This window comes from Rothia endophytica, from assembly GCF_039543885.1.
GTDB lineage: Bacteria > Actinomycetota > Actinomycetes > Actinomycetales > Micrococcaceae > Rothia > Rothia endophytica.
The window spans coordinates 456,025-473,862 of record NZ_BAABKP010000001.1 but is presented as its reverse complement, the minus strand read 5'-3'; the positions used below and the strand labels follow the sequence as shown (position 1 = coordinate 473,862).

The following is a 17,838-nucleotide window of genomic DNA, read 5'->3' as shown; positions in this document are numbered from 1 at the left end:
TTTAATTTTTTCATTCTGACCAAAGAACTTTCTACCCCTTACAATAAACACCCCGTACCCGGGGCGGTACGGGGTATTTATATTCTCTAGAGTTTGACCAGCGCTTGTGCCTTCATCAGCACCTTCTGATCCTTGCCGTCCGTGTCAGGGGCGGTAACCGTCAGGTCAATTCGGGCGGTCTGACTTTCTTCGTGCAGGGCGCCTACCTTACCGGCAACCGTGATGACGTTGCCCCCGGTTGCCGGGCTGGCTGCGTCCTGAGCGTCAGGGACAGGGACGGGCTTGGAGAAGCGGGTCTGGTAGTCCACGATGGCACCGGCGTCACCGACCCAATCGGTCACCAGCTGCACCGCCGCCCCCATCGTGAACATACCGTGGGCAATAACACCCGGCAGTCCGACCTCGGTAGCAAAGCGTTCGTTCCAGTGAATGGGGTTGAAGTCCCCGGACGCGCCCGCGTAGGCAACAAGGTCAGCACGGGTTACAGGAATCTGGCGGGACCCGATTTCGGCGCCCTTTTCAAGATCGGCAAAAGTAGGCATTCTAGTCCTCAGCTCGTACAAGAAGCGACGAGATACAGGTAGCTACCGCTTCGGCGTTTAGGGTCATAATTTCTTCGCGGGTGGTCAGCATGGCACCGGCGCCCATGACACGCACGGAGTCAACGTGCAGCTCAGTCAGCAGCTCATCCCCTGCCACAATGGGTCGATGGTGGGTAAAACGCTGCTCAGCGTGCACCACGCGGGAGAAGTCAATGCCAGCTTCAGAGTCTTGAATGAGGGCGGCATCAGCCTTCTGCGCAAGAATAATAGCGAAAGTAGGTGGAGCAATCAGGTCAGCGTAGCCCGCTGCCTGAGCTGCCTCCACGTCAAAATGCAGAGCGGACTCAGCTTTAACAGCTGCCGCAAATTCACGAATTTTCTCTCGCCCTACCGTATAGGTGCCAGCGGGCGGGTAGATACGCCCCACAATGTCTTGGTTAATAGCCATGACACCACTCTAGAGCCAGCCAAGGTCTTATTTGAAATTATGGGCACCTTTGACCAAAATGTGCGACCGACCAAGCATACAGAAAACCCCTCCAACATAATGTTGAAGGGGTTTTAATGCTGAGCCCCGACCGGGAATCGATCCCGGGACCTCCATCTTACCAAGATGGCGCTCTACCACTGAGCTATCGGGGCGTAGCGGTGGACGGGCTCGATCCGTCGACCTCACGATTATGAGTCGTGCGCTCTAACCAGCTGAGCTACACCGCCATGCAATCGCCATGAACATATTTATTTATTTATGAGCTCTTGCGAGAGCCCCGACCGGGAATCGATCCCGGGACCTCCATCTTACCAAGATGGCGCTCTACCACTGAGCTATCGGGGCAACAGATAATACTCTACGATACTTCTGCCGCGAGGCGCAAATTTTGCTAGCACCTTTTACAGGTGTTCTGACCCACAGCTTTCTGTGTTGAGATAACACAGGAAGCCGGTCACCTCTGCGCCTTGCTCCATGGAAGTGGGCTGCCCACCGGTTACCCCGGCAGCAGCCCACTCATTAAGCTTTAGTAGCTCTTGCGGCCGCCAAATTTCCTGCCGCCGAAGTCGCGTCCGCCACGGTCGCGATCGCCATAGCCGCCGCGTCCACCACGGTCACCGTAACCGCCACGACCACCGCGGTCGCCGCCACCGTCGCCGCCGCGTCCACCACGGTCACCGTAGCCACCACGACCACCACGGTCGCCACCGCGATCACGATTGCCATAGCCGCCGCGCCCGCCGCCGAAACTGCGACCACCGCGTCCGCCGCCACCCTTGGGGCCGCGATCGCGCTTGATGTTGATGAATTCACCGTTAATCTGGGTGTTTTCTAAGCGGTCAAAGAAGTCGCCGGGTAGATCTTCAGGCAGACCAACAATGGAGAAGTGGTCACGGATATCGATAGAACCAACCTGCTTGCCGTTAAGGCCACCTTCGTTGGTCAGTGCGCCTACGATCATGCCGGGGTTTACGCGGGAAGAGCGACCAACGTTGAGCTTGTAGTCAACCATGCCTTCTTCCTGGCCACGACGCCCGCCGCGGGGCTTATCGTCACGGTCAGAGTCACGATCGAAGTCGCGGTCGCGGCTCTTGCGCTTGGGCTCGGGCAGGTCCTCAATGAGGAAGGATCGGCCTTCCTGGGCGATGGAGGCCAGAGCTGCTGCGATTTCTTCACCTTCAACATCATGTTCCAAGGCGTAAGCGTTAATGAGCTCACGGAACAAGCTGAGGTCTTCGGTTTCGATGGTGTCAGTGATCTGCTGAGCAAAGTTCTGCTTGCGGTTTTCGTTCACATCATCTACTGAAGGCATATGCATCTGCTCGACCGGCTGGCGGGTTGCCTTTTCGATCTGGCGCAGCATGTACTTTTCGCGGGGAGTCATGAACAGAATCGCTTCACCGGTACGGCCTGCGCGGCCGGTACGGCCAATGCGGTGCACGTAGGATTCGGTGTCGTGAGGGATGTCGTAATTAACGACCAGGGAGATACGTTCAACGTCAAGACCGCGGGCCGCGACGTCGGTTGCTACCAGGATGTCAATGCGGCCATCGCGCAGGGACTCAACCGTGCGCTCACGCTGGTTCTGGGGGATGTCGCCGTTGATGGCAGCAGCCTGGAAACCGCGGGCTTTGAGCTTGTCTGCAAGCTCTTCGGTTTCGCGCTTGGTGCGAACGAAGACGATGATGCCGTCGTAATCTTCAACCTCAAGCACGCGGGTCATTGCCTCCAGCTTGTGGGAGTGCATGACCTGCATGTAGCGCTGACGGATGCTGGAGCTAGTGGTGGTCTTTGACTTAACGCGAACTTCCTCGGGGTCATTGAGGTACTGCTCAGCGATTTTGCGGATGCTCTTGGGCATGGTCGCCGAGAAGAGGGCTACCTGCTTGGTAGCAGGGGTCTGCTCGAAGATTTCTTCAACGGCTTCCTGGAAGCCCATGCGCAGCATTTCGTCGGCTTCATCGAGCACCAGGTACTGCAGGTTAGAGAGATCTAGTGAACCCTTTTTGAGGTGGTCAATGACGCGGCCGGGGGTACCTACGACAACCTGTGCACCGCGCTTGAGGCCGGACAGCTGGGGGCCGTAGGGTGAGCCACCGTAGACGGGTAGCACAGTGAAGTCGTCCATTTCGGTGGCGTAGGAGCCAAAGGCTTCTGCTACCTGCAGGGCGAGTTCGCGGGTGGGGGCAAGAACAAGCACCTGGGTGTCCTTGGTGTGACCATTGACGTCGGCCAGCTCTGCCAGACGTGAGAGAGCAGGTACAGCGAAGGCAGCGGTCTTACCGGTACCGGTCTGCGCCAGACCCACAACGTCGCGGCCGTCAAGCAACAGGGGGATGGTCTGTTCCTGGATGGGTGAGGGCTTCTCGTAGCCAACCTTTTCAAGGGCCGCTAGGACGCGGGCGTCCAGGCCCAGGTCGGTGAAGCGTATGCCTGCTTCTTCAGCGGGTGCTTCGGTGTTTTCTGAAACATGAGTGGTGGTGTCTGCAACCGGTTCTTTGAATAGGTCGTTGGTTGCGGTTTCTGCGTTAACAGCAGTATTTTCAGTCAATGTTTTCCTCATCGAGTGGGGGTTCAGCGCTGTTGTCGTTGGTTGCGCTGCACGGGTTGTTCCCCTGGTTGCTCGCGAGGGGCCTCAGGTGAGGTCTTCATCGTGGGCGCTTATTCTTCGTCTGTTTCGGTAGCCGTGTGAACGGCTGCAACCGGTCTAACTTCTAGAAGCCAGTGACAGGTGGGTTAGATCTCGTGGCAACGGAGCTAACGTGTCTCTGCACGAGTGTGCAGGTGAAGGAGGCGCGCTTGGGCGAGCTGATACTTATCAGTTTCTCTATCGGTGGCTCAACCGTCTCACCTGTGCCATGGGGTGAAAGTTGAACGCGCGTAGCCCTGTCTGTGCCAGAAAATGGGCATGGGCGCTAAGAGAATCGTCGGGGGTTCCCGATACTTACGGTCTCAACTGTACAGGAGGTTTTGTTGTTTAAGGTGCTGTGGTGATGGAAGGTACAGCACACCTTATCTGCTTCTTCTAGTCACTGATTTTGCGCACAACGTCGATAGTACCGACGCTGTGGTGGGGCAGGTAGGTAGCTTGGTAGCGCTCTGAGGCGTAAGCGGCGATGTCGGTGGGAGCTTTGCCGTTCCAGGCGCTTCCCAGCCTGTCAATGACCACATAGTCGGGGGCAGGTTTACCCTCGTGCCCAATCCAGTAGACGGTGTTCGGCTCGACCAGGTAGGTAAGCACCGAGAGGTCAGCAGCAACGGTGGTACCTTCCGGAATAGAGGCCAGTACCTTGTATTTAGCGGCGTCCGATGCTGAGAGCTGGGAGGTAGCAAAACTAGGGTCTGTTAGTTGCCAGAGGGGCTGCTGCGGGGTGAGTGCCACCGCTACGGCTAGTGCTAGCGCGGGCAGAATCTGGGGTGCTAGGCGGCTGTAGGACTGCCGGAAGCGAGCGCTCCTGCCCGTTCCCCCACCTTCAGTTCGCTGGGGCCGCGCACAGACATCCAGTAGCGCTAGAAAAACAATGGGCATGAGCACCAGGGAGTAGTGCCAGGTCGAAAGCCAATAGCCCTCCTGTGGGGAAAGGAAACGCCAAAGGAGGGTGGGGAGGGCAATGAGGGCTAGAGGACTAGCTACCCAGGCGAGGACGCCGACCAGCATGATCAGCCCCAGGGAGGCTGATTTTTGCCAGGGGTAGAAGAACTGGGCCAGAGCACCCAGTGGGTTACCGATAGCAGCTCCCACATCCAGTTTATCGGAGTAGTCGAAGATTCCCCCGGTGTTGAAGTAGGGAAGAATCAGCCCTACAGCGAGCAGGGACCAGGTGAGGCCCCACAGCGCCAGCACGCTTGTTTCAGCAACAGTAGGGGTACTGACCCAGGATGAAAGAGCGGTGCGCAGACGCTGACGCACAGTGGTGGGGTCTTTACTCGCTGAGGGGAACACTAGGTCAGTAGCTTGCCTCAACCAGCCGGTACGAAGCAGGGCGACCAGCCCTATAGCGGTGACCGTAATACCGATATCCTCTTTGACAAAGACAAGCGGGGCGGCCCAGTAGACGGCCCTCCGCAGCGCTTTTGCAGGCTGATCAGTCACCCTTGAAATTACCAGGTAGCCCAGGGACATGACCAGCAGAGGCAAAGCAAAAGCCACCTCGTGGAACTGCACGGAAACGGCCTGTTGCACCCCAAAGCTGAGTGCATACGCAGCGCCCAGGCAGAGAGCTGAGACGGAAGGTAGCACCTGCTGAGCAAACCGCACCAGCAGGTAGACCGATAACGCAATCAGAGCATTTTGCACGTAGAGCAAGGTTGCTGGGTTGGGCCACACATAGTAGAAGGGCGTCAGGAGAAGTGTGATGGGGTGAAAGTGGTCCCCCAGCAGATTAAAGCCCTCACCCTTAATAGGGACGATGGGGGCTTGGCTGTTGGCATAAGCCTTGGCCAGCTGAGCAAAGATTCCCAAGTCCCAAGAGGGGATGACAAAATGGCGCCATTGAAACCAGGAGTAAAGGCTATAGAGCGCAAAAACGACCAACGCAAGGGCAGCAGCGAGCGCCCGCGCGCGGGTGCGGTGTGTCTCCGGGAGTAAAGCTAACGGTGCCATGAGCCTCTTAGATGCGGCTAAAATCTGTCCGTCCCAGTATAGTGGAGGCTCTCTTCAACTTATCCATTGGTAGTCATGAGAAAATGGTGACCATGTTGCGGGCGTCCTTCACCCTTGAGCCAAGCCACAGGTTGCACCTGGGGCAGACCTTTGCTCCCCTGCAGCGTGGCACTTTTGACCCGCTCTTCAGATCGGTGAAGGATGTTCGCGGACAGGCTTACTGGGCTACAGCCCGCGAGGGCAGCACCGGTCTTCTGGTTCGCTTTCGCCGGGAAGCCGGGGGAGGTTTAGAAGCTCCAGTGGCGGTCACCCTCTGGTCTGAGGCTACTGGCGCCCAGGCCGTCGCTGATTTTGAGTCTTTTGCCCGCAGGGTTCCCGCCTGGCTGGGTGAAGATGACCACTGGTCTGCTTTCTACGGGTCGGATACCTGGGAGCTCCTCCCCCAGCGCCTACAAATTACTCGTGCGCACAATCCGGGTTTGCGGTTACCTGCTATCGGTCTGCTCAGCCAGAACCTGATTCAGGCGATTAACGAGCAAAGGGTGACAGGTATCGAGGCGATGGGCAGCATGCGTGCCCTGCTGCGTCAGTATGGTCAGCCGGCGCCTGCCACCGGTGAGCCGGACCAGCCTGCCGGCATGCTCATCTTCCCTGAAGCCTCAGTATTTATAAGTATCCCCTCGTGGACCTGGCATCGGGCCGGTTACGACCGTACCCGGTCTGATGCCATTGTGCAGTACGCGCGAACCGCAGATTCTTTTGAACGCCTGGCATCAGCAGGTGATGTGGCACCCCTAGCACGGGCCTTGGCGTCCCTGCCCGGTATAGGGCCATGGACGATCTCTGAGACTCTACAGCGTTTCTGCGGGCACCCCGATGCGGTATCGGTGGGTGACTACCACCTGGCACACCATGTGACCTATGCCTTTGACGGCAGGCGCGGGGACGATGCGCGCATGGTTGAGCTATTAGCCCCCTATCGAGGGCATCGACAACGGGTCGTTAGCCTGATTAAGGCTGCGGGCATTTCTGAGCCACGCCGCGCGGCTCGTCTAGCTCCAGAAGATCACCGGTCCTTCTAACTTTCCCCATAGAAAAACCGCCACCGGGTAGCACCCGGTGGCGGCCAGAAAACTTGTTGAAAGCTTATTCGGCGTTTTCTTCCTGAGCCTTTTCGGCGTCAGCGACCTGCTGGTGAACTTCAGCCATATCGAGGCCCTGAACAGCTTCGATAACCTGATCGAACTGCTGAGCGTTCAACGCGCCGGGCTGAGAGAAAACGAGCACTCCTTCACGGAAGCCCATAATGGTGGGGATAGAGGTGATGCCCGCAGCGGCTGCGAGCTGCTGCTGGTCCTCGGTATCTACCTTGCCGAAGGTGATGTTCTCGTGCTTCTGCGAAGCCTCTTCGTAGATAGGAGCGAACTGCTTACAGGGGCCGCACCAGTCGGCCCAGAAGTCGAGAAAGAGAATGTCTGATGATTCGACGTTCTGGGTGAGGTTTTCTTGCGTGATTTCAATGGTTGCCATGAAAAACACGCTACAGGTTTAGCGGTGTTATTCCAAGCGGTTTCACTTTGAAAGAACTCTCAACGACCAGCAAGAAGCCCACCTTCTCCCTGAGAAGGTGGGCTTCTGAGCTAGCAAGGGTGAAGCTTATGCTTCGCCGGCACCAACGGGGTCATCCCCACCCTGACCATCGCGGCCGCGGGCTTCGAGCTTGGCGCCGAAGTCAGCATCCACGTTCTTCCAGTACTGGATGAAGCGGGGGTAGACGATGTCGTCCAGGTCAGGTGCTTGACCTGCCAGGGTGTCCAGCATACGCTCGCGCTGCTCTTCGGTGTAAACCTCGCGCAGCAGGGTACGTGCCTGACCGAAGTCATCGTCCTCAGCGTGCAGGGTGTAAGCTGCGCGCACCAGGGCACCATCTGCTTCCCAGCCGTTATCTACAACAGCGTTGTCATCGCTCTGATGACCGCGGCCGTAGGAATTGGGTGCATAAACGGGAGCATCGCCGCTGTGGAAGTACTGCATGTGGCCTTCCTTGTCGTACGAGTTTACCGCGTTGATGGGAGCGTTCACTGGCAGCTGGTTGTAGTTAGTGCCAATGCGGTGACGCTGAGCATCGGGGTAAGAGAAAACACGGCCGATGAGCATCTTGTCGGGGCTGATGCCGGTACCTGGAACGGTGTTGGAGGGCGAGAATGCAGCCTGTTCAATCTGTGCAAAGTGGTTGACGGGGTTCTCGTTCAGAGTGAAACGTCCAACCTTGATGCGTGGATAGTCCTTCTTTGACCAGGTCTTGGTCAGGTCGAAGGGATTGAAGCGGTACTTCTTGGCGTCCTCGTAAGGCATGATCTGAACGTACATGGTCCAGCTGGGGAAGTCGCCCTTCTTGATGGAGTCAAAGAGGTCACGACGGTGATAGTCGGCATCTTTACCAGCGAGCGCTTCAGCTTCTTCGTTAGTGAAGTTCTCTACGCCCTGGTCGGTAAGGAAGTGGTACTTGACCCAGAACTTCTCGCCACTCTCGTTGACCCACATGTAGGTGTGGGATGAGTAACCGTTCATGTGGCGCCAGCTAATAGGCAGACCGCGGTCGCCCATCAGGTAGGTGACCTGGTGAGCGGACTCGGGTGAACGAGTCCAAAAGTCCCACTGCATGTTGCCATCGCGCAGTCCTGAATCGGGCAAACGCTTCTGGGAGTGGATGAAGTCGGGGAACTTCATGGGATCACGCACGAAGAAGATGGGGGTATTGTTACCCACCATGTCGAAGTTACCCTCTTCGGTGTAGAACTTCAGCGAGAAACCGCGCACATCGCGCCAGGTATCGGGTGAGCCGAGCTCACCTGCAACGGTGGAGAAGCGTGCCAGCATGCGGGTCTTCTGACCGGGCTGCAGGAAGTGTGCCTTGGTGTACTGGGAAACGTCTTCGGTGACTTCCAGTTCACCGAAGGCGCCGGAGCCCTTAGCGTGGGGGCTGCGCTCGGGCACACGCTCACGGTCGAAGCGTGCTAGCTTCTGTACCAGAGCTACGTCGTGCAGCAGCAGGGGGCCGTCATTGCCCACAGATAGTGAGTGAGCATCTGACTGACGACGCTCACCGGTTTCGGTCGTCGAGGGGATGGTGGGGTCGAACTTCAAGGTCGTTCTCCTTCTTGTGTTAAGGGGTTTGACAATCGGCACACACTCCCCGAAAGAGCACTTCAGCGATTTTTATATCGAAGCCTGTGCCCTTTGGCGGGTGCATGCAGGGTGTCGCCTGCTCGAAGCAGGGAATGTCCTCCAGTCGCCCGCACACGGTGCAGACAATATGGTGGTGGTTATCCCCTGAATCCAATTCGAACCGCGATGTCCTTCCGTCCACTGCGGCCCGTCGCAGAATCCCAGCGCTTGTGAGGGCGTTGAGAATGTCGTAAATAGCCTGCGTCGAGACTGAACCCAGCCGCTTGCGCACCTCCGCTGCGATGGCATCAGCCTGCAGATGGGGTTGCTCAGCGACCACGCCAATCGTCGTTACGCGAGGGGCAGTTACGCGCAAGCCGGCACCCCTGAGGGCCTCCGTAATTTGCTTGCTTTCCATACTCCCATTCTAAATCAGTTTTCTGGAATCATTCAAGATTACGGAGGGTTCTGTCTAAATTAACTTTGAGTAAACGTCTGAGATCCTGGTGTAGCACCGGTAGCCCTTACTCGGTGAGTAAAGGGAAGTTTAAACAAAAAATCCCGGTTCATAAGAACCGGGATTGTTTGTGGCAGATGAGGGATTTGAACCCCCGTAGGCAATGCCAGCTGATTTACAGTCAGCCCCCTTTGGCCGCTCGGGTAATCTGCCGTGTTCAATTTCTTGAACCGTTCGTTTGAGCGAACAGTAGAATACTTTACACGCCTTTGCAGAGTTTGCAAACTCTAGGTGGTATCTGTGACTAAGCCTACGAAACCAGAGGCTTGGGCGACTGTTTTAGGAGGTAACCGTGAGGGACAGCTCCTGCTCTAGCAAGAGCGAAATCTCCATGTTTTCAAGATAGGTATAAGCCTGCTCCACGGTGCACATACCGCTGAGAATTTCACGACCGAGATTTTCTTTGACGCCCTCAAAGCGTGCGCGGAGGGCTTCAACATAGAGTGTTGAGCCAAGATTAGGCGCAAAATCTAGAGGTTCAGTCTCTTGAGAGAAACTCTCCTGGTCAAGTTCAGCAATCAGGTTTTTGTAGTCGCGTTGAACCTGTTCTTCGCTCACCTTCATTTCAGCGAGCGGGTCAGATGACAGTGCATTGCCCCCGTGGGGTGCCCGTATCTCTTTTCTGTTTTCGAACATACCCCCATTCTCGTCCATCAAGGTTAATCCTTCCTGAGAATTTAGTGACAGTTTCATAACGATTTATATTCTGAGCGAGAAGACCCTAAGACAAGGTACCGTTATAGGTAACATCACCCCGCACCCGTGGGGCCTATACCGCTCTATCTATCCACGAAAGAAGGCGCGCTCATGGCTAGCGATTCATCATTCGACGTTGTCTCTAAGGTTGATAAACAAGAGATTTCTAACGCGCTCAACCAAGCTCAAAAAGAAGTAGCGCAGCGCTACGACTTCCGCGGCGTTGGCGCTGAGATTGATTTCTCGGGCGAGAAAATTCTCATTAAGGCTAATTCAGAGGAGCGAGCTCTAGCTGTGCTCGATGTTTTCCAGTCCAAACTGGTTAAACGTGGCATCTCGCTTAAATCTCTGGACGCCGGTGACCCCTACGCATCTGGTAAGGAATACCGTATCGAATCTTCTATCAAAGAAGGTATCGCCCAAGACCAGGCTAAAAAAATCACGAAACTTATCCGAGATGAAGGCCCCAAGAGCGTTAAGGCAACCATTCAGGGTGATGAGTTGCGCGTTACCTCAAAATCTCGCGACGATCTGCAGGACGTTATCGCACTGCTAAAGGGTGCTGACCTTGAGGTAGATCTTCAGTTCATGAACTACCGCTAAAGGTCAATTGGCCTAGCCTCGCAGAACCTCACAACCCCTACCGGGTTTACCCGGTAGGGGTTGGTTTTATTAGACGTAGAGTGCCGAGAGCTTAGAGCTGACCGTTCCCCCGAGCCATCGCTTCAAGGCGAGCAATGCGGTCAGCCATGGGCGGGTGAGTGGACATCATGTTCTTCACGCTACCCCCACGAAAGGGATTGGCAATCATCATGGAGGCAGTTCCCGCTACCTGCCGGTTATTGGGGTTCATGGGATAGCGTGAAATGCCGTTTTCAAGTTTGTGCAGAGCAGAAGCCAGCCCCAGCGGGTCACCGGTCAGCTGCGCGCCGTCCTCATCAGCATCATATTCACGGGTACGGCTAATAGCCATTTGCATGATACCAGCAGCGAGAGGTGCAAAGAGGGCAATCAGCAGTGAGAAGAGAAGACCACCACCACGGTTTTCGTTATTGCCGCCGCCACCAAACATCATGCCAAATGAAGCAAAATTGGCTACCGTACCAATCACCGAGGCAACCGCTGCTGCGATAGAACCGGTCAAAATATCACGGTTATAAACATGCATCAGTTCATGCCCTAACACCCCTCGCATTTCGCGCTCATCTAAAAGCTGGAGGATGCCCTCGGTGCAGCACACAGCAGCATTCTGCGGGTTACGGCCGGTAGCGAAGGCATTAGGGGTCATTGTGGGGGCCACGTAGAGGCGTGGCATAGGCTGGCCGGCTTTAGCTGAAAGTTCCTCAACAATGGAGTAAAGACCTGGTACCTGTTCACGGGTAACGGGGTAGGCCTTCATCGACTTAATAGCCAGTTTATCGGAGTTCCAGTAGGTGTAGGCAACGGTAATCACACCCAGCAAACCGAACAGCAGAATCCAAATTGAACTACGGGTAAAGGCCGCGAGACCAGCGCCGATGAGGAGCAAGAAGCCAATCATGGAGCCCAGGAGTAGCGCCGTTTTTAGACCGTTATTGTGGTGGTGCTGCACTTCTAGCCTTTCTACTGTTGATGACCGCCAGCGTGCCGGTCTTTATTAAAGAATAAACCTCATCACTCCGTGGAGGGAGGTTGTCAGCTGAGGGCTATCAACCCATGGGCTGCTGACGACCAGCCCATACCTTTAGCGGTAGCAAGCTACCACATCAATAGAGGGTAAACCCAGAAATTCCTTAAGAATATAGATGGCATGGGGGTGCTCCAAAACCATCTGGGGGATATAGGTTATAAAGAATACTGGTTCATCCCAGACCGAATAACGAATGATGCAAAGACTGTTGCCGGCGATGGGTTGACCGAAGGCATCCCAGGGCACGCTCTGCATAAATTCTTGGTATTCAGGGGTTCCTACCCAATCGTTAGGATCAGCCGGGGTAGCTGGTTCCACAGGCTCAACCGGCTCAACTGGTTCCACAGGCTCAACCGGTTCCACAGGCTCAACTGGTTCCACAGGCTCAACTGGTTCCACAGGTTCCACAGGTTCCACAGGCTCAACCGGCTCAACTGGTTCCACGGGTTCAACTGGTTCCACAGGCTCAACCGGCTCAACTGGTTCCACAGGCTCAACCGGCTCAACTGGTTCCACAGGCTCAACTGGTTCCACAGGTTCAACTGGTTCAACTGGTTCAACTGGTTCAACTGGCTCAGCTGGCTCAACCGGTTCCACAGGCTCAACCGGCTCAACCGGTTCCACAGGCTCAGCAGATTCTGCTGGCGGCAGGGGGGCAATCGGATTGGTGGGATCAATAGGATTATCGGGGTCATTTGAAACCGCGGGAGATAAAGGATCAGTAGCTGCCCCGTTACCCTCAACATTGCCAGGTAATCCTGCATCAGATGGAGTTCCATCCCCATCTCTCGCGGATTCCTGCTCTAGTTGGGGACCGGGTGCTAACGAATCGGAAACCTCCAAGGATTCCTCTGAGGAAGTGCTGTTGCTTCCCCCAGCACCATCTGCACTGCCAACAGAAGATTCATCAGAGGATTCACTAACAACATCTTCTTCGAGCGATTGTGCCCCAACCGCCCCATCTAGTCCTTGTGAAGCTGGGGCCATCTCAGGGTTGCTTGCTTCATCAGCTAAAGAGCGGTCAGATCTATCCGAGCTTGCATTCTGGCTCTGCACCTTGTCAGCAGCACTGGCACCGGCAGCGTCATTTTCTGCTCCCCCTCCCCCCTTGTCTTGATTACCGTCAGAGTCTGATACTTCCTCAGTCTGAGGTATTGAGAGGCCCTGTGCTGCTTGGGAATCTGTGGTGGATTCGGCAGAATCATCCACGTGTGAATTGCCGACCATCACGATGCCTCCCACAAGAGCGAGCACAGCGGTGATAACGGCGGCGGTACCTGCAAGTGTTAGGTGACGTGGAATAGGCTTCTTATTCATTCCGCCTAGCGACGCGCTGCCGCCGGCGGTTACGCCGGTGGCTGTAGCACCGGTAAGGAAGGGCACTAGCACGCGTGAGCTGTCGGTAACTATCGGCAGTAGCCCGGCCAAAACAGGAAAAACCCACACACGCATTGACTTGTTGATTCCGGATAGCGTGAGGTATTCAGAGGTGCAGTAGCTACACTCTGCCAGGTGAACCCGAAGTGCCTCGGTGCGCTTCCTGGTGAGAGACCCACGAACCATGGAGCTGAGGTGCGGGTTGTACTGTTCACATTCACGGGTTTTAGGAGCATTTTGGTGTGCCTTCAAAAACTCTTCTCTGAGGCTCTCACGGGCACGGGTAGCTAAAGCTGACACAGCATTGGCTGAAAGGTTGAGGCTCATGGCGACCTCGCGCGGCTTCTTTGCTTCAACCTCGGTCATCCACAAAACTGTCTGCCACCGTTCGGGCAGGGATGTGAAGGCGGCAATAAGCTCATCGGAGTCATTCAGGTGGAGCACCGTTTCATCTATGGAGCTAGCTGACTCGAGGTAGTTATCCTCACTGGGAACTTCTTTCTGACGAATAAGCCCGTTTTCAGCTGCCAGGTGGGCGATAGTGGTCGCTAGGTAACCGCCCATAAATGTCTTGGGGCCTTTACCATTTTTGAGCGCCTGGAGTATGCGAACAAAGGCCTCAGAAACAATATCTTCTGACAGAGTGGGGTTAGAAGTATGTTTGATAGCGACGGCCCGGGCCATGCTGACGTAGCGCTCGTACAAAATACCGTAGGAATCCAGCTTCCCTTCACGGATATCAGATAGCAACAGTTCATCAGACGGCCCGCTATGCGCCGTAGTAGTGGCGTTACGCTGCGGCATAAAAGCTCCCCATCAAAGACACGCCCCGCCTAGTCAAAAAGGGGCTGTCTTTCAGTCTATCGACAAATGAGACTCAATAAAATGTCACAGCAAAAGAGTGATGTAGATAAAAAAGTAGTTTGGCTAAGGCCCCGGGCCTTAGCCAAACTATTGCGACCCTAGAGCCAGAACACCACGCGGTATTCCGGGCTGAACGCTTGCGATAGCACTCTTTCCTCTTAGGCTTTGTAGGTCTTTTCAGTATGCAGTACAAGCGCTTACTGGTATCACCACCCGCGAACGGTCGTGTTACCTGTTGCTCTCTTTTTCTCTAGTTCTATTGTAGCGAGCATGTACGATGCAGAGCCCGCGAACGGCCCTGCACTTACTATGCCTGTCAGGTGTGGGGGGCTACCGTTCTTTTCAGCGGAGGTAGCCTCCCGGGTAGCATCGGGGGATGCTACCAAGCTTCGTTCCTTAACTGCTTCCCAGTACAGCTAAGGTCTTCCGCCCCAAGTGCGCTGGTCTCCATGACCTTTGCACATATGTTGTCCGCTATTACTATCTCTGTGATTTCCCAAGACCACAGAGAAACCGAGCCTCCGGGCCATCTGACTAGTAATAGCACCGGTCTGCTCAGTGACAGTTTTGTACTGTCATAGATAAAGAGTGGTTTTAGGGTAAAACATGACGCGAAAATTCAGAAAAAGAATAATTTTTTTGTAAAGTTTTTTCTTATAGCATCTGACAAGGCAAAATAGCATCTTAGGGGATGTTACGAAGAGTGCTTACGCACAGCAATCTCTCTGGAGATAGCTTCAGAAAGCCGGGATTCACAGAAAAACTACCGCCAAAGTCAAAACTCGATCCACATACGCCGCTTATTGTGAAATATTCAGAACAAGCTTAAAGTGGGGGGATGACCTCTTACAATGACACCTCATCAGCAGACGGTTGCCACCACCTTCCTGGTTACACCCCAGCGCCAGCGAGCGCCCATCACGAAAGATGGTCAGCCCAGCTTCGGTCCAAAGGTAGGCGGGTTACCAAGCAAAGGCTCGCTGTTCTCACAGCGGTGCACGAGCACCCGCATTCTACAGCCGATACCATAGTCAAAGCGGTAAGAGTAGAGCTTCCTCATATCACCGTGCAGTCGGTCTACGTAGTCCTAGCTGATTTAACGGATATCAATATGTTGCGCAAGTTTGATCCCCCGGGGTCTGCTGCTCTCTTCGAAACCAGAACCGGCGATAATCACCACCACGCAGTCTGTATTAGATGCGGCAGGATTGAGGATGTCGATTGCGCCATCGGAAGCGCGCCTTGCCTGGCCCCCCAAAGCCTCAACGGTATGACTTTGCTGAGCGCGGACGTTCTCTATCAGGGTATCTGCACCAGTTGTCAGAGCAAATCAGCAGCTGAGCTAGCGGACCAACAAGCACGCTAAGGGTCAGCGGATTTCAAACACAGTTTTGAATCACCCGTGAGCTTTGATTCAAGGCTGTGGATCCGTAACCTATTGGGCTACATGCTTGGGACTTTCTTCCTGCGTGCCTCCTTCTTTTGCGCCGAAAGGCCAGTACCAGGCCTTCTCCCCTAGAAGGTACATGGTGGCAGGAATGAAGGTGGTACGAATCAGGAATGCGTCCATGGCCACTCCAAGCGCTAGGGCGAAGCCGATGGGCCGTACCGCCGTAAGATGAGAGAATATGAAGCCGGCGAATACGGCAATCATAATCACCCCACAGGCGGTAACGACTCTGCCGCCCTGACGGTACCCCAGCAAAACGGCGTCCTGCGCAAGATGTCCAGCCCTGTGAGCGTCTCGCATGCCTGAGACGATAAAAATCTGATAGTCCACCGACAGCCCGAAGAGTATGCCGATCAGTAAGATGGGCAGAAAGGCCAGGATGGGGCCGGGTTGAGTGACCCCGAAGAAATCCCCCAGCCATCCCCATTGGTAGACAGCCACCACAGCGCCAAAAGACGCCAGGGTAGAAAGCAAAAAGCCGATTGTTGCCATGAGCGGCACCAGCAGGGACCTGAAAACAAAAGCCATAAGAACGAGGCAGAGGCTAATAACTACACCCAAGTAAAGTGGCACTGAGCTGGAGATGCGCTCTGAAATTTGAAGGTTAGCGACAGTTTGACCTGTTAACCCTACAGTCGTAGCAGTTGCTTTCTCCGTGGCTTCTATTTTCTCTACCATGGAGTGCACGGTCTCAGCAGTGCTATCGGCGCTAGGTCCCTCTGCCGGGAAGAAGGCTAGGAGGGCGGTGCTTTGGTCTTTGCTGATTGCCCCAATTGCTATGCTATCGATGTCCTTAGTCGTGAGCCGGTCAGCCACATCAAGGGCGACAGCCCGCAGGCGATCCTCGTCAGTGGGTACTGCAAGAGTAACCTTCGCGTAGATAGGGCCATTAGCCCCTTCGCCAAAGTGCTCGCTGATGGAATTGTAGGCGGCAAAGGCAGTGGAGTCCGGCGTTTGGTAGGAGCCATCGGGCAGACCCAAACGGAGCGAGGCGGTGGGAATAATGGCAATGAGCAAGATTGCCAGTGATAGCAGAATCATGCTCACCGGGCGGCGGGTGACGAAGCCTCCCCAGCCACCGCGGGCACTCTCTAGCTGGGCGACTGCCTCCCTACGATTTTGGGGCAGATGCTGAGTGTCCTTGTGAGCTGGTTGGGAACAGCTCGCGGTCTCCCGCTGTTTTTTAGTGAGTACACGGTAGCCCAGAAGCGAGAGTACAGCGGGAACGAGTGTAAGAGAAGAAGTAATAACCAGGGCTACAGCGAAGGCTCCGGCCAATCCCATGATGGAGAGAAAAGGTAGGCCTGTAAGGGTCAGGGCCGCAAGCGCAATAATGTTGGTGAGACCCGCAAAAAGTACCGAGTGCCCCGCAGTTGAGTTGGCATCTGCAACCGCCTCTTGTATGGCCTGGCCCGATATGAGTTCCTCGCGGAAGCGGTAAAGGATGAGCAGGGCATAGTCAATGCCTACGCCTAGCCCTAGCATCAGAGCTAGCACCGGGTCAGTCGCTGTCATTCCCACAAAAGCTGTACTGGCATAGACGAACCCAACTCCCACGCCCGCACCTACAAGCGCGAGAATCAGAGGCAAACCTGCCGCTAGAACCGTTCCGAGTGTAACGAGCAGAACCAAGAAAGCGACCGTTAGGCCGAGTGCTTCTGAGGCTCCAACCACACCAGAAACATCCGAAGCCAGTTCATAGCTGTAGTTGACCGTCATCCCCTGATCTTCAAGAACATTAAAGGTCGCAAAGATATTTTCTCGCTCTTGGGGAGTCAGCGAGTTAGGGTCCTTACTCAAAGCGAGGGTAACGAGGGCAGCTGTACCATCAGCGCTGATGGTATCTGTTTCACCGGAGAGGGCTAGCTCACGCTCGCCCGTTACTAGGCTGTCTTCTTCCCGTTTGAGATTGACTTCGGCCCGCTCAAGTTCCTTTTCCTGGGCCAGCAATTCCGGGGCAATGTCTGCGATAGCCTCTTCACTCAGCCCTTCCGGTAATGCTGAGCGAGCTGCGGCAGCAGCAGCCTTACCCTGCTCTAGCTGGGTCCGAGCTTCCGCAAGCTGAGGCCGGGCGACCTCCAGGCCCTCCTCGACGTCATCCCTTTTCTCAGCAGTGGCGAAAGGGTCAAGCACACCGACAATATCGGGCAATTCAGCGGCTGAGGTAAGTGCCTCTGCAACCGCTTCGCGCTGATTCGGTGAAAAGCCTGTGGACGATTCAATGATGATTTGGCCTCTAGCGACTCCTTTTTCAGGAATCTTAGCCTGTAAATCCTCTTGGACCGTTGTAAAAGCTGCACCGGGAATTGTGTACTGGGCAGTGGCGCCTTTGGACAGGGTCAGTGCTCCAACGCCGGCTAACACTAAAAGAAGCAGCCATACTGACACCGTCGCTCGGGCATGCCGAGCGACAAAAAAGCCGAGGGCACGCAGGGCACCAGTCATGAGAGACTCCTGACCAA

At 55.4% G+C, this 17,838-nt stretch carries 14 protein-coding genes and 4 tRNA genes; 3 read left to right on the top strand and 15 right to left on the bottom strand.

Annotated elements, in window-relative coordinates:
* Positions 1-86 precede the first annotated feature (86 nt).
* The 7 genes from ABD982_RS02140 to ABD982_RS02110 form a co-directional block, all read right to left on the bottom strand.
* The gene (locus ABD982_RS02140; protein WP_251379291.1) at positions 87-542 is read right to left on the bottom strand and encodes a MaoC family dehydratase; all 456 of its coding nucleotides are present in this window, start codon (positions 540-542) and stop codon (positions 87-89) included.
* A 1-nt stretch (position 543) separates the two neighbouring features.
* Positions 544-990, bottom strand: a complete 447-nt coding sequence (locus tag ABD982_RS02135; protein WP_345444150.1) for a MaoC family dehydratase N-terminal domain-containing protein — start codon at positions 988-990, stop codon at positions 544-546.
* Between the two features lie 122 nt (positions 991-1,112).
* Positions 1,113-1,184: transfer RNA gene (locus ABD982_RS02130), tRNA-Thr, on the bottom strand.
* A gap of 1 nt (position 1,185) precedes the next feature.
* Positions 1,186-1,259 (bottom strand) — tRNA-Met (locus tag ABD982_RS02125).
* A gap of 46 nt (positions 1,260-1,305) precedes the next feature.
* Positions 1,306-1,377, bottom strand: a tRNA-Thr gene (locus ABD982_RS02120).
* Positions 1,378-1,558: 181 nt separating this feature from the next.
* Entirely contained in the window at positions 1,559-3,595 is a 2,037-nt protein-coding gene (locus ABD982_RS02115; RefSeq protein ID WP_345444147.1) for a DEAD/DEAH box helicase, read from the bottom strand.
* A 462-nt stretch (positions 3,596-4,057) separates the two neighbouring features.
* A complete protein-coding gene (locus ABD982_RS02110) occupies positions 4,058-5,635 on the bottom strand; it encodes a DUF2079 domain-containing protein (protein ID WP_345444144.1) in 1,578 nt (525 codons plus the stop codon).
* 83 nt (positions 5,636-5,718) lie between these two features.
* Here ABD982_RS02110 and ABD982_RS02105 point away from each other — a divergent pair, with 83 nt between their 5' ends.
* A complete protein-coding gene (locus ABD982_RS02105) occupies positions 5,719-6,717 on the top strand; it encodes a DNA-3-methyladenine glycosylase family protein (RefSeq protein ID WP_345444140.1) in 999 nt (332 codons plus the stop codon).
* Between the two features lie 64 nt (positions 6,718-6,781).
* Here ABD982_RS02105 and trxA read toward each other — a convergent pair whose 3' ends face one another.
* From trxA to ABD982_RS02080, 5 genes are all read right to left on the bottom strand, one after another.
* Entirely contained in the window at positions 6,782-7,165 is a 384-nt protein-coding gene (gene trxA / locus ABD982_RS02100) for a thioredoxin (RefSeq protein ID WP_345444137.1), read from the bottom strand.
* 126 nt (positions 7,166-7,291) lie between these two features.
* A complete protein-coding gene (locus ABD982_RS02095; protein ID WP_345444134.1) occupies positions 7,292-8,782 on the bottom strand; it encodes a catalase in 1,491 nt (496 codons plus the stop codon).
* A gap of 19 nt (positions 8,783-8,801) precedes the next feature.
* Complete coding sequence (locus tag ABD982_RS02090) at positions 8,802-9,221, bottom strand: Fur family transcriptional regulator (protein ID WP_251379298.1); 420 nt, start codon at positions 9,219-9,221, stop codon at positions 8,802-8,804.
* Between the two features lie 170 nt (positions 9,222-9,391).
* Positions 9,392-9,473: transfer RNA gene (locus ABD982_RS02085), tRNA-Tyr, on the bottom strand.
* A 126-nt stretch (positions 9,474-9,599) separates the two neighbouring features.
* On the bottom strand, positions 9,600-9,974 hold the full coding sequence (locus ABD982_RS02080) for a hypothetical protein (RefSeq protein ID WP_345444130.1): 375 nt from the start codon (positions 9,972-9,974) through the stop codon (positions 9,600-9,602).
* Positions 9,975-10,127: 153 nt separating this feature from the next.
* Between ABD982_RS02080 and ABD982_RS02075 the strand changes: the two genes are divergently transcribed.
* The gene (locus tag ABD982_RS02075) at positions 10,128-10,619 is read left to right on the top strand and encodes a YajQ family cyclic di-GMP-binding protein (protein ID WP_237202342.1); all 492 of its coding nucleotides are present in this window, start codon (positions 10,128-10,130) and stop codon (positions 10,617-10,619) included.
* Between the two features lie 91 nt (positions 10,620-10,710).
* On the opposite strand, the gene htpX is transcribed toward ABD982_RS02075, so the two are convergent.
* Together htpX and ABD982_RS02065 are read right to left on the bottom strand one after the other, a co-directional pair.
* On the bottom strand, positions 10,711-11,607 hold the full coding sequence (gene htpX, locus ABD982_RS02070) for a zinc metalloprotease HtpX (protein ID WP_345444126.1): 897 nt from the start codon (positions 11,605-11,607) through the stop codon (positions 10,711-10,713).
* Between the two features lie 132 nt (positions 11,608-11,739).
* On the bottom strand, positions 11,740-13,866 hold the full coding sequence (locus tag ABD982_RS02065) for an RNA polymerase sigma factor (RefSeq protein ID WP_345444123.1): 2,127 nt from the start codon (positions 13,864-13,866) through the stop codon (positions 11,740-11,742).
* A gap of 898 nt (positions 13,867-14,764) precedes the next feature.
* Between ABD982_RS02065 and ABD982_RS02060 the strand changes: the two genes are divergently transcribed.
* The gene (locus ABD982_RS02060) at positions 14,765-15,292 is read left to right on the top strand and encodes a Fur family transcriptional regulator (protein ID WP_251379301.1); all 528 of its coding nucleotides are present in this window, start codon (positions 14,765-14,767) and stop codon (positions 15,290-15,292) included.
* A gap of 69 nt (positions 15,293-15,361) precedes the next feature.
* Here ABD982_RS02060 and ABD982_RS02055 read toward each other — a convergent pair whose 3' ends face one another.
* Positions 15,362-17,821, bottom strand: a complete 2,460-nt coding sequence (locus ABD982_RS02055) for an MMPL family transporter (RefSeq protein WP_345444119.1) — start codon at positions 17,819-17,821, stop codon at positions 15,362-15,364.
* Positions 17,822-17,838 lie beyond the last annotated feature (17 nt).

What these genes read in the sequence shown, in the direction of transcription:
- trxA (WP_345444137.1), bottom strand. Translation starts at nt 7,165, where the DNA reads ATGGCAACCATTGAAATCACGCAAGAAAACCTCACCCAGAACGTCGAA.
- ABD982_RS02110 (WP_345444144.1), bottom strand. Translation starts at nt 5,635, where the DNA reads ATGGCACCGTTAGCTTTACTCCCGGAGACACACCGCACCCGCGCGCGG.
- ABD982_RS02055 (WP_345444119.1), bottom strand. Translation starts at nt 17,821, where the DNA reads ATGACTGGTGCCCTGCGTGCCCTCGGCTTTTTTGTCGCTCGGCATGCC.
- ABD982_RS02135 (WP_345444150.1), bottom strand. Translation starts at nt 990, where the DNA reads ATGGCTATTAACCAAGACATTGTGGGGCGTATCTACCCGCCCGCTGGC.
- ABD982_RS02065 (WP_345444123.1), bottom strand. Translation starts at nt 13,866, where the DNA reads ATGCCGCAGCGTAACGCCACTACTACGGCGCATAGCGGGCCGTCTGAT.
- ABD982_RS02080 (WP_345444130.1), bottom strand. Translation starts at nt 9,974, where the DNA reads ATGGACGAGAATGGGGGTATGTTCGAAAACAGAAAAGAGATACGGGCA.
- ABD982_RS02090 (WP_251379298.1), bottom strand. Translation starts at nt 9,221, where the DNA reads ATGGAAAGCAAGCAAATTACGGAGGCCCTCAGGGGTGCCGGCTTGCGC.
- ABD982_RS02075 (WP_237202342.1), top strand. Translation starts at nt 10,128, where the DNA reads ATGGCTAGCGATTCATCATTCGACGTTGTCTCTAAGGTTGATAAACAA.
- ABD982_RS02060 (WP_251379301.1), top strand. Translation starts at nt 14,765, where the DNA reads ATGACCTCTTACAATGACACCTCATCAGCAGACGGTTGCCACCACCTT.
- ABD982_RS02115 (WP_345444147.1), bottom strand. Translation starts at nt 3,595, where the DNA reads ATGAGGAAAACATTGACTGAAAATACTGCTGTTAACGCAGAAACCGCA.
- ABD982_RS02140 (WP_251379291.1), bottom strand. Translation starts at nt 542, where the DNA reads ATGCCTACTTTTGCCGATCTTGAAAAGGGCGCCGAAATCGGGTCCCGC.
- ABD982_RS02105 (WP_345444140.1), top strand. Translation starts at nt 5,719, where the DNA reads ATGGTGACCATGTTGCGGGCGTCCTTCACCCTTGAGCCAAGCCACAGG.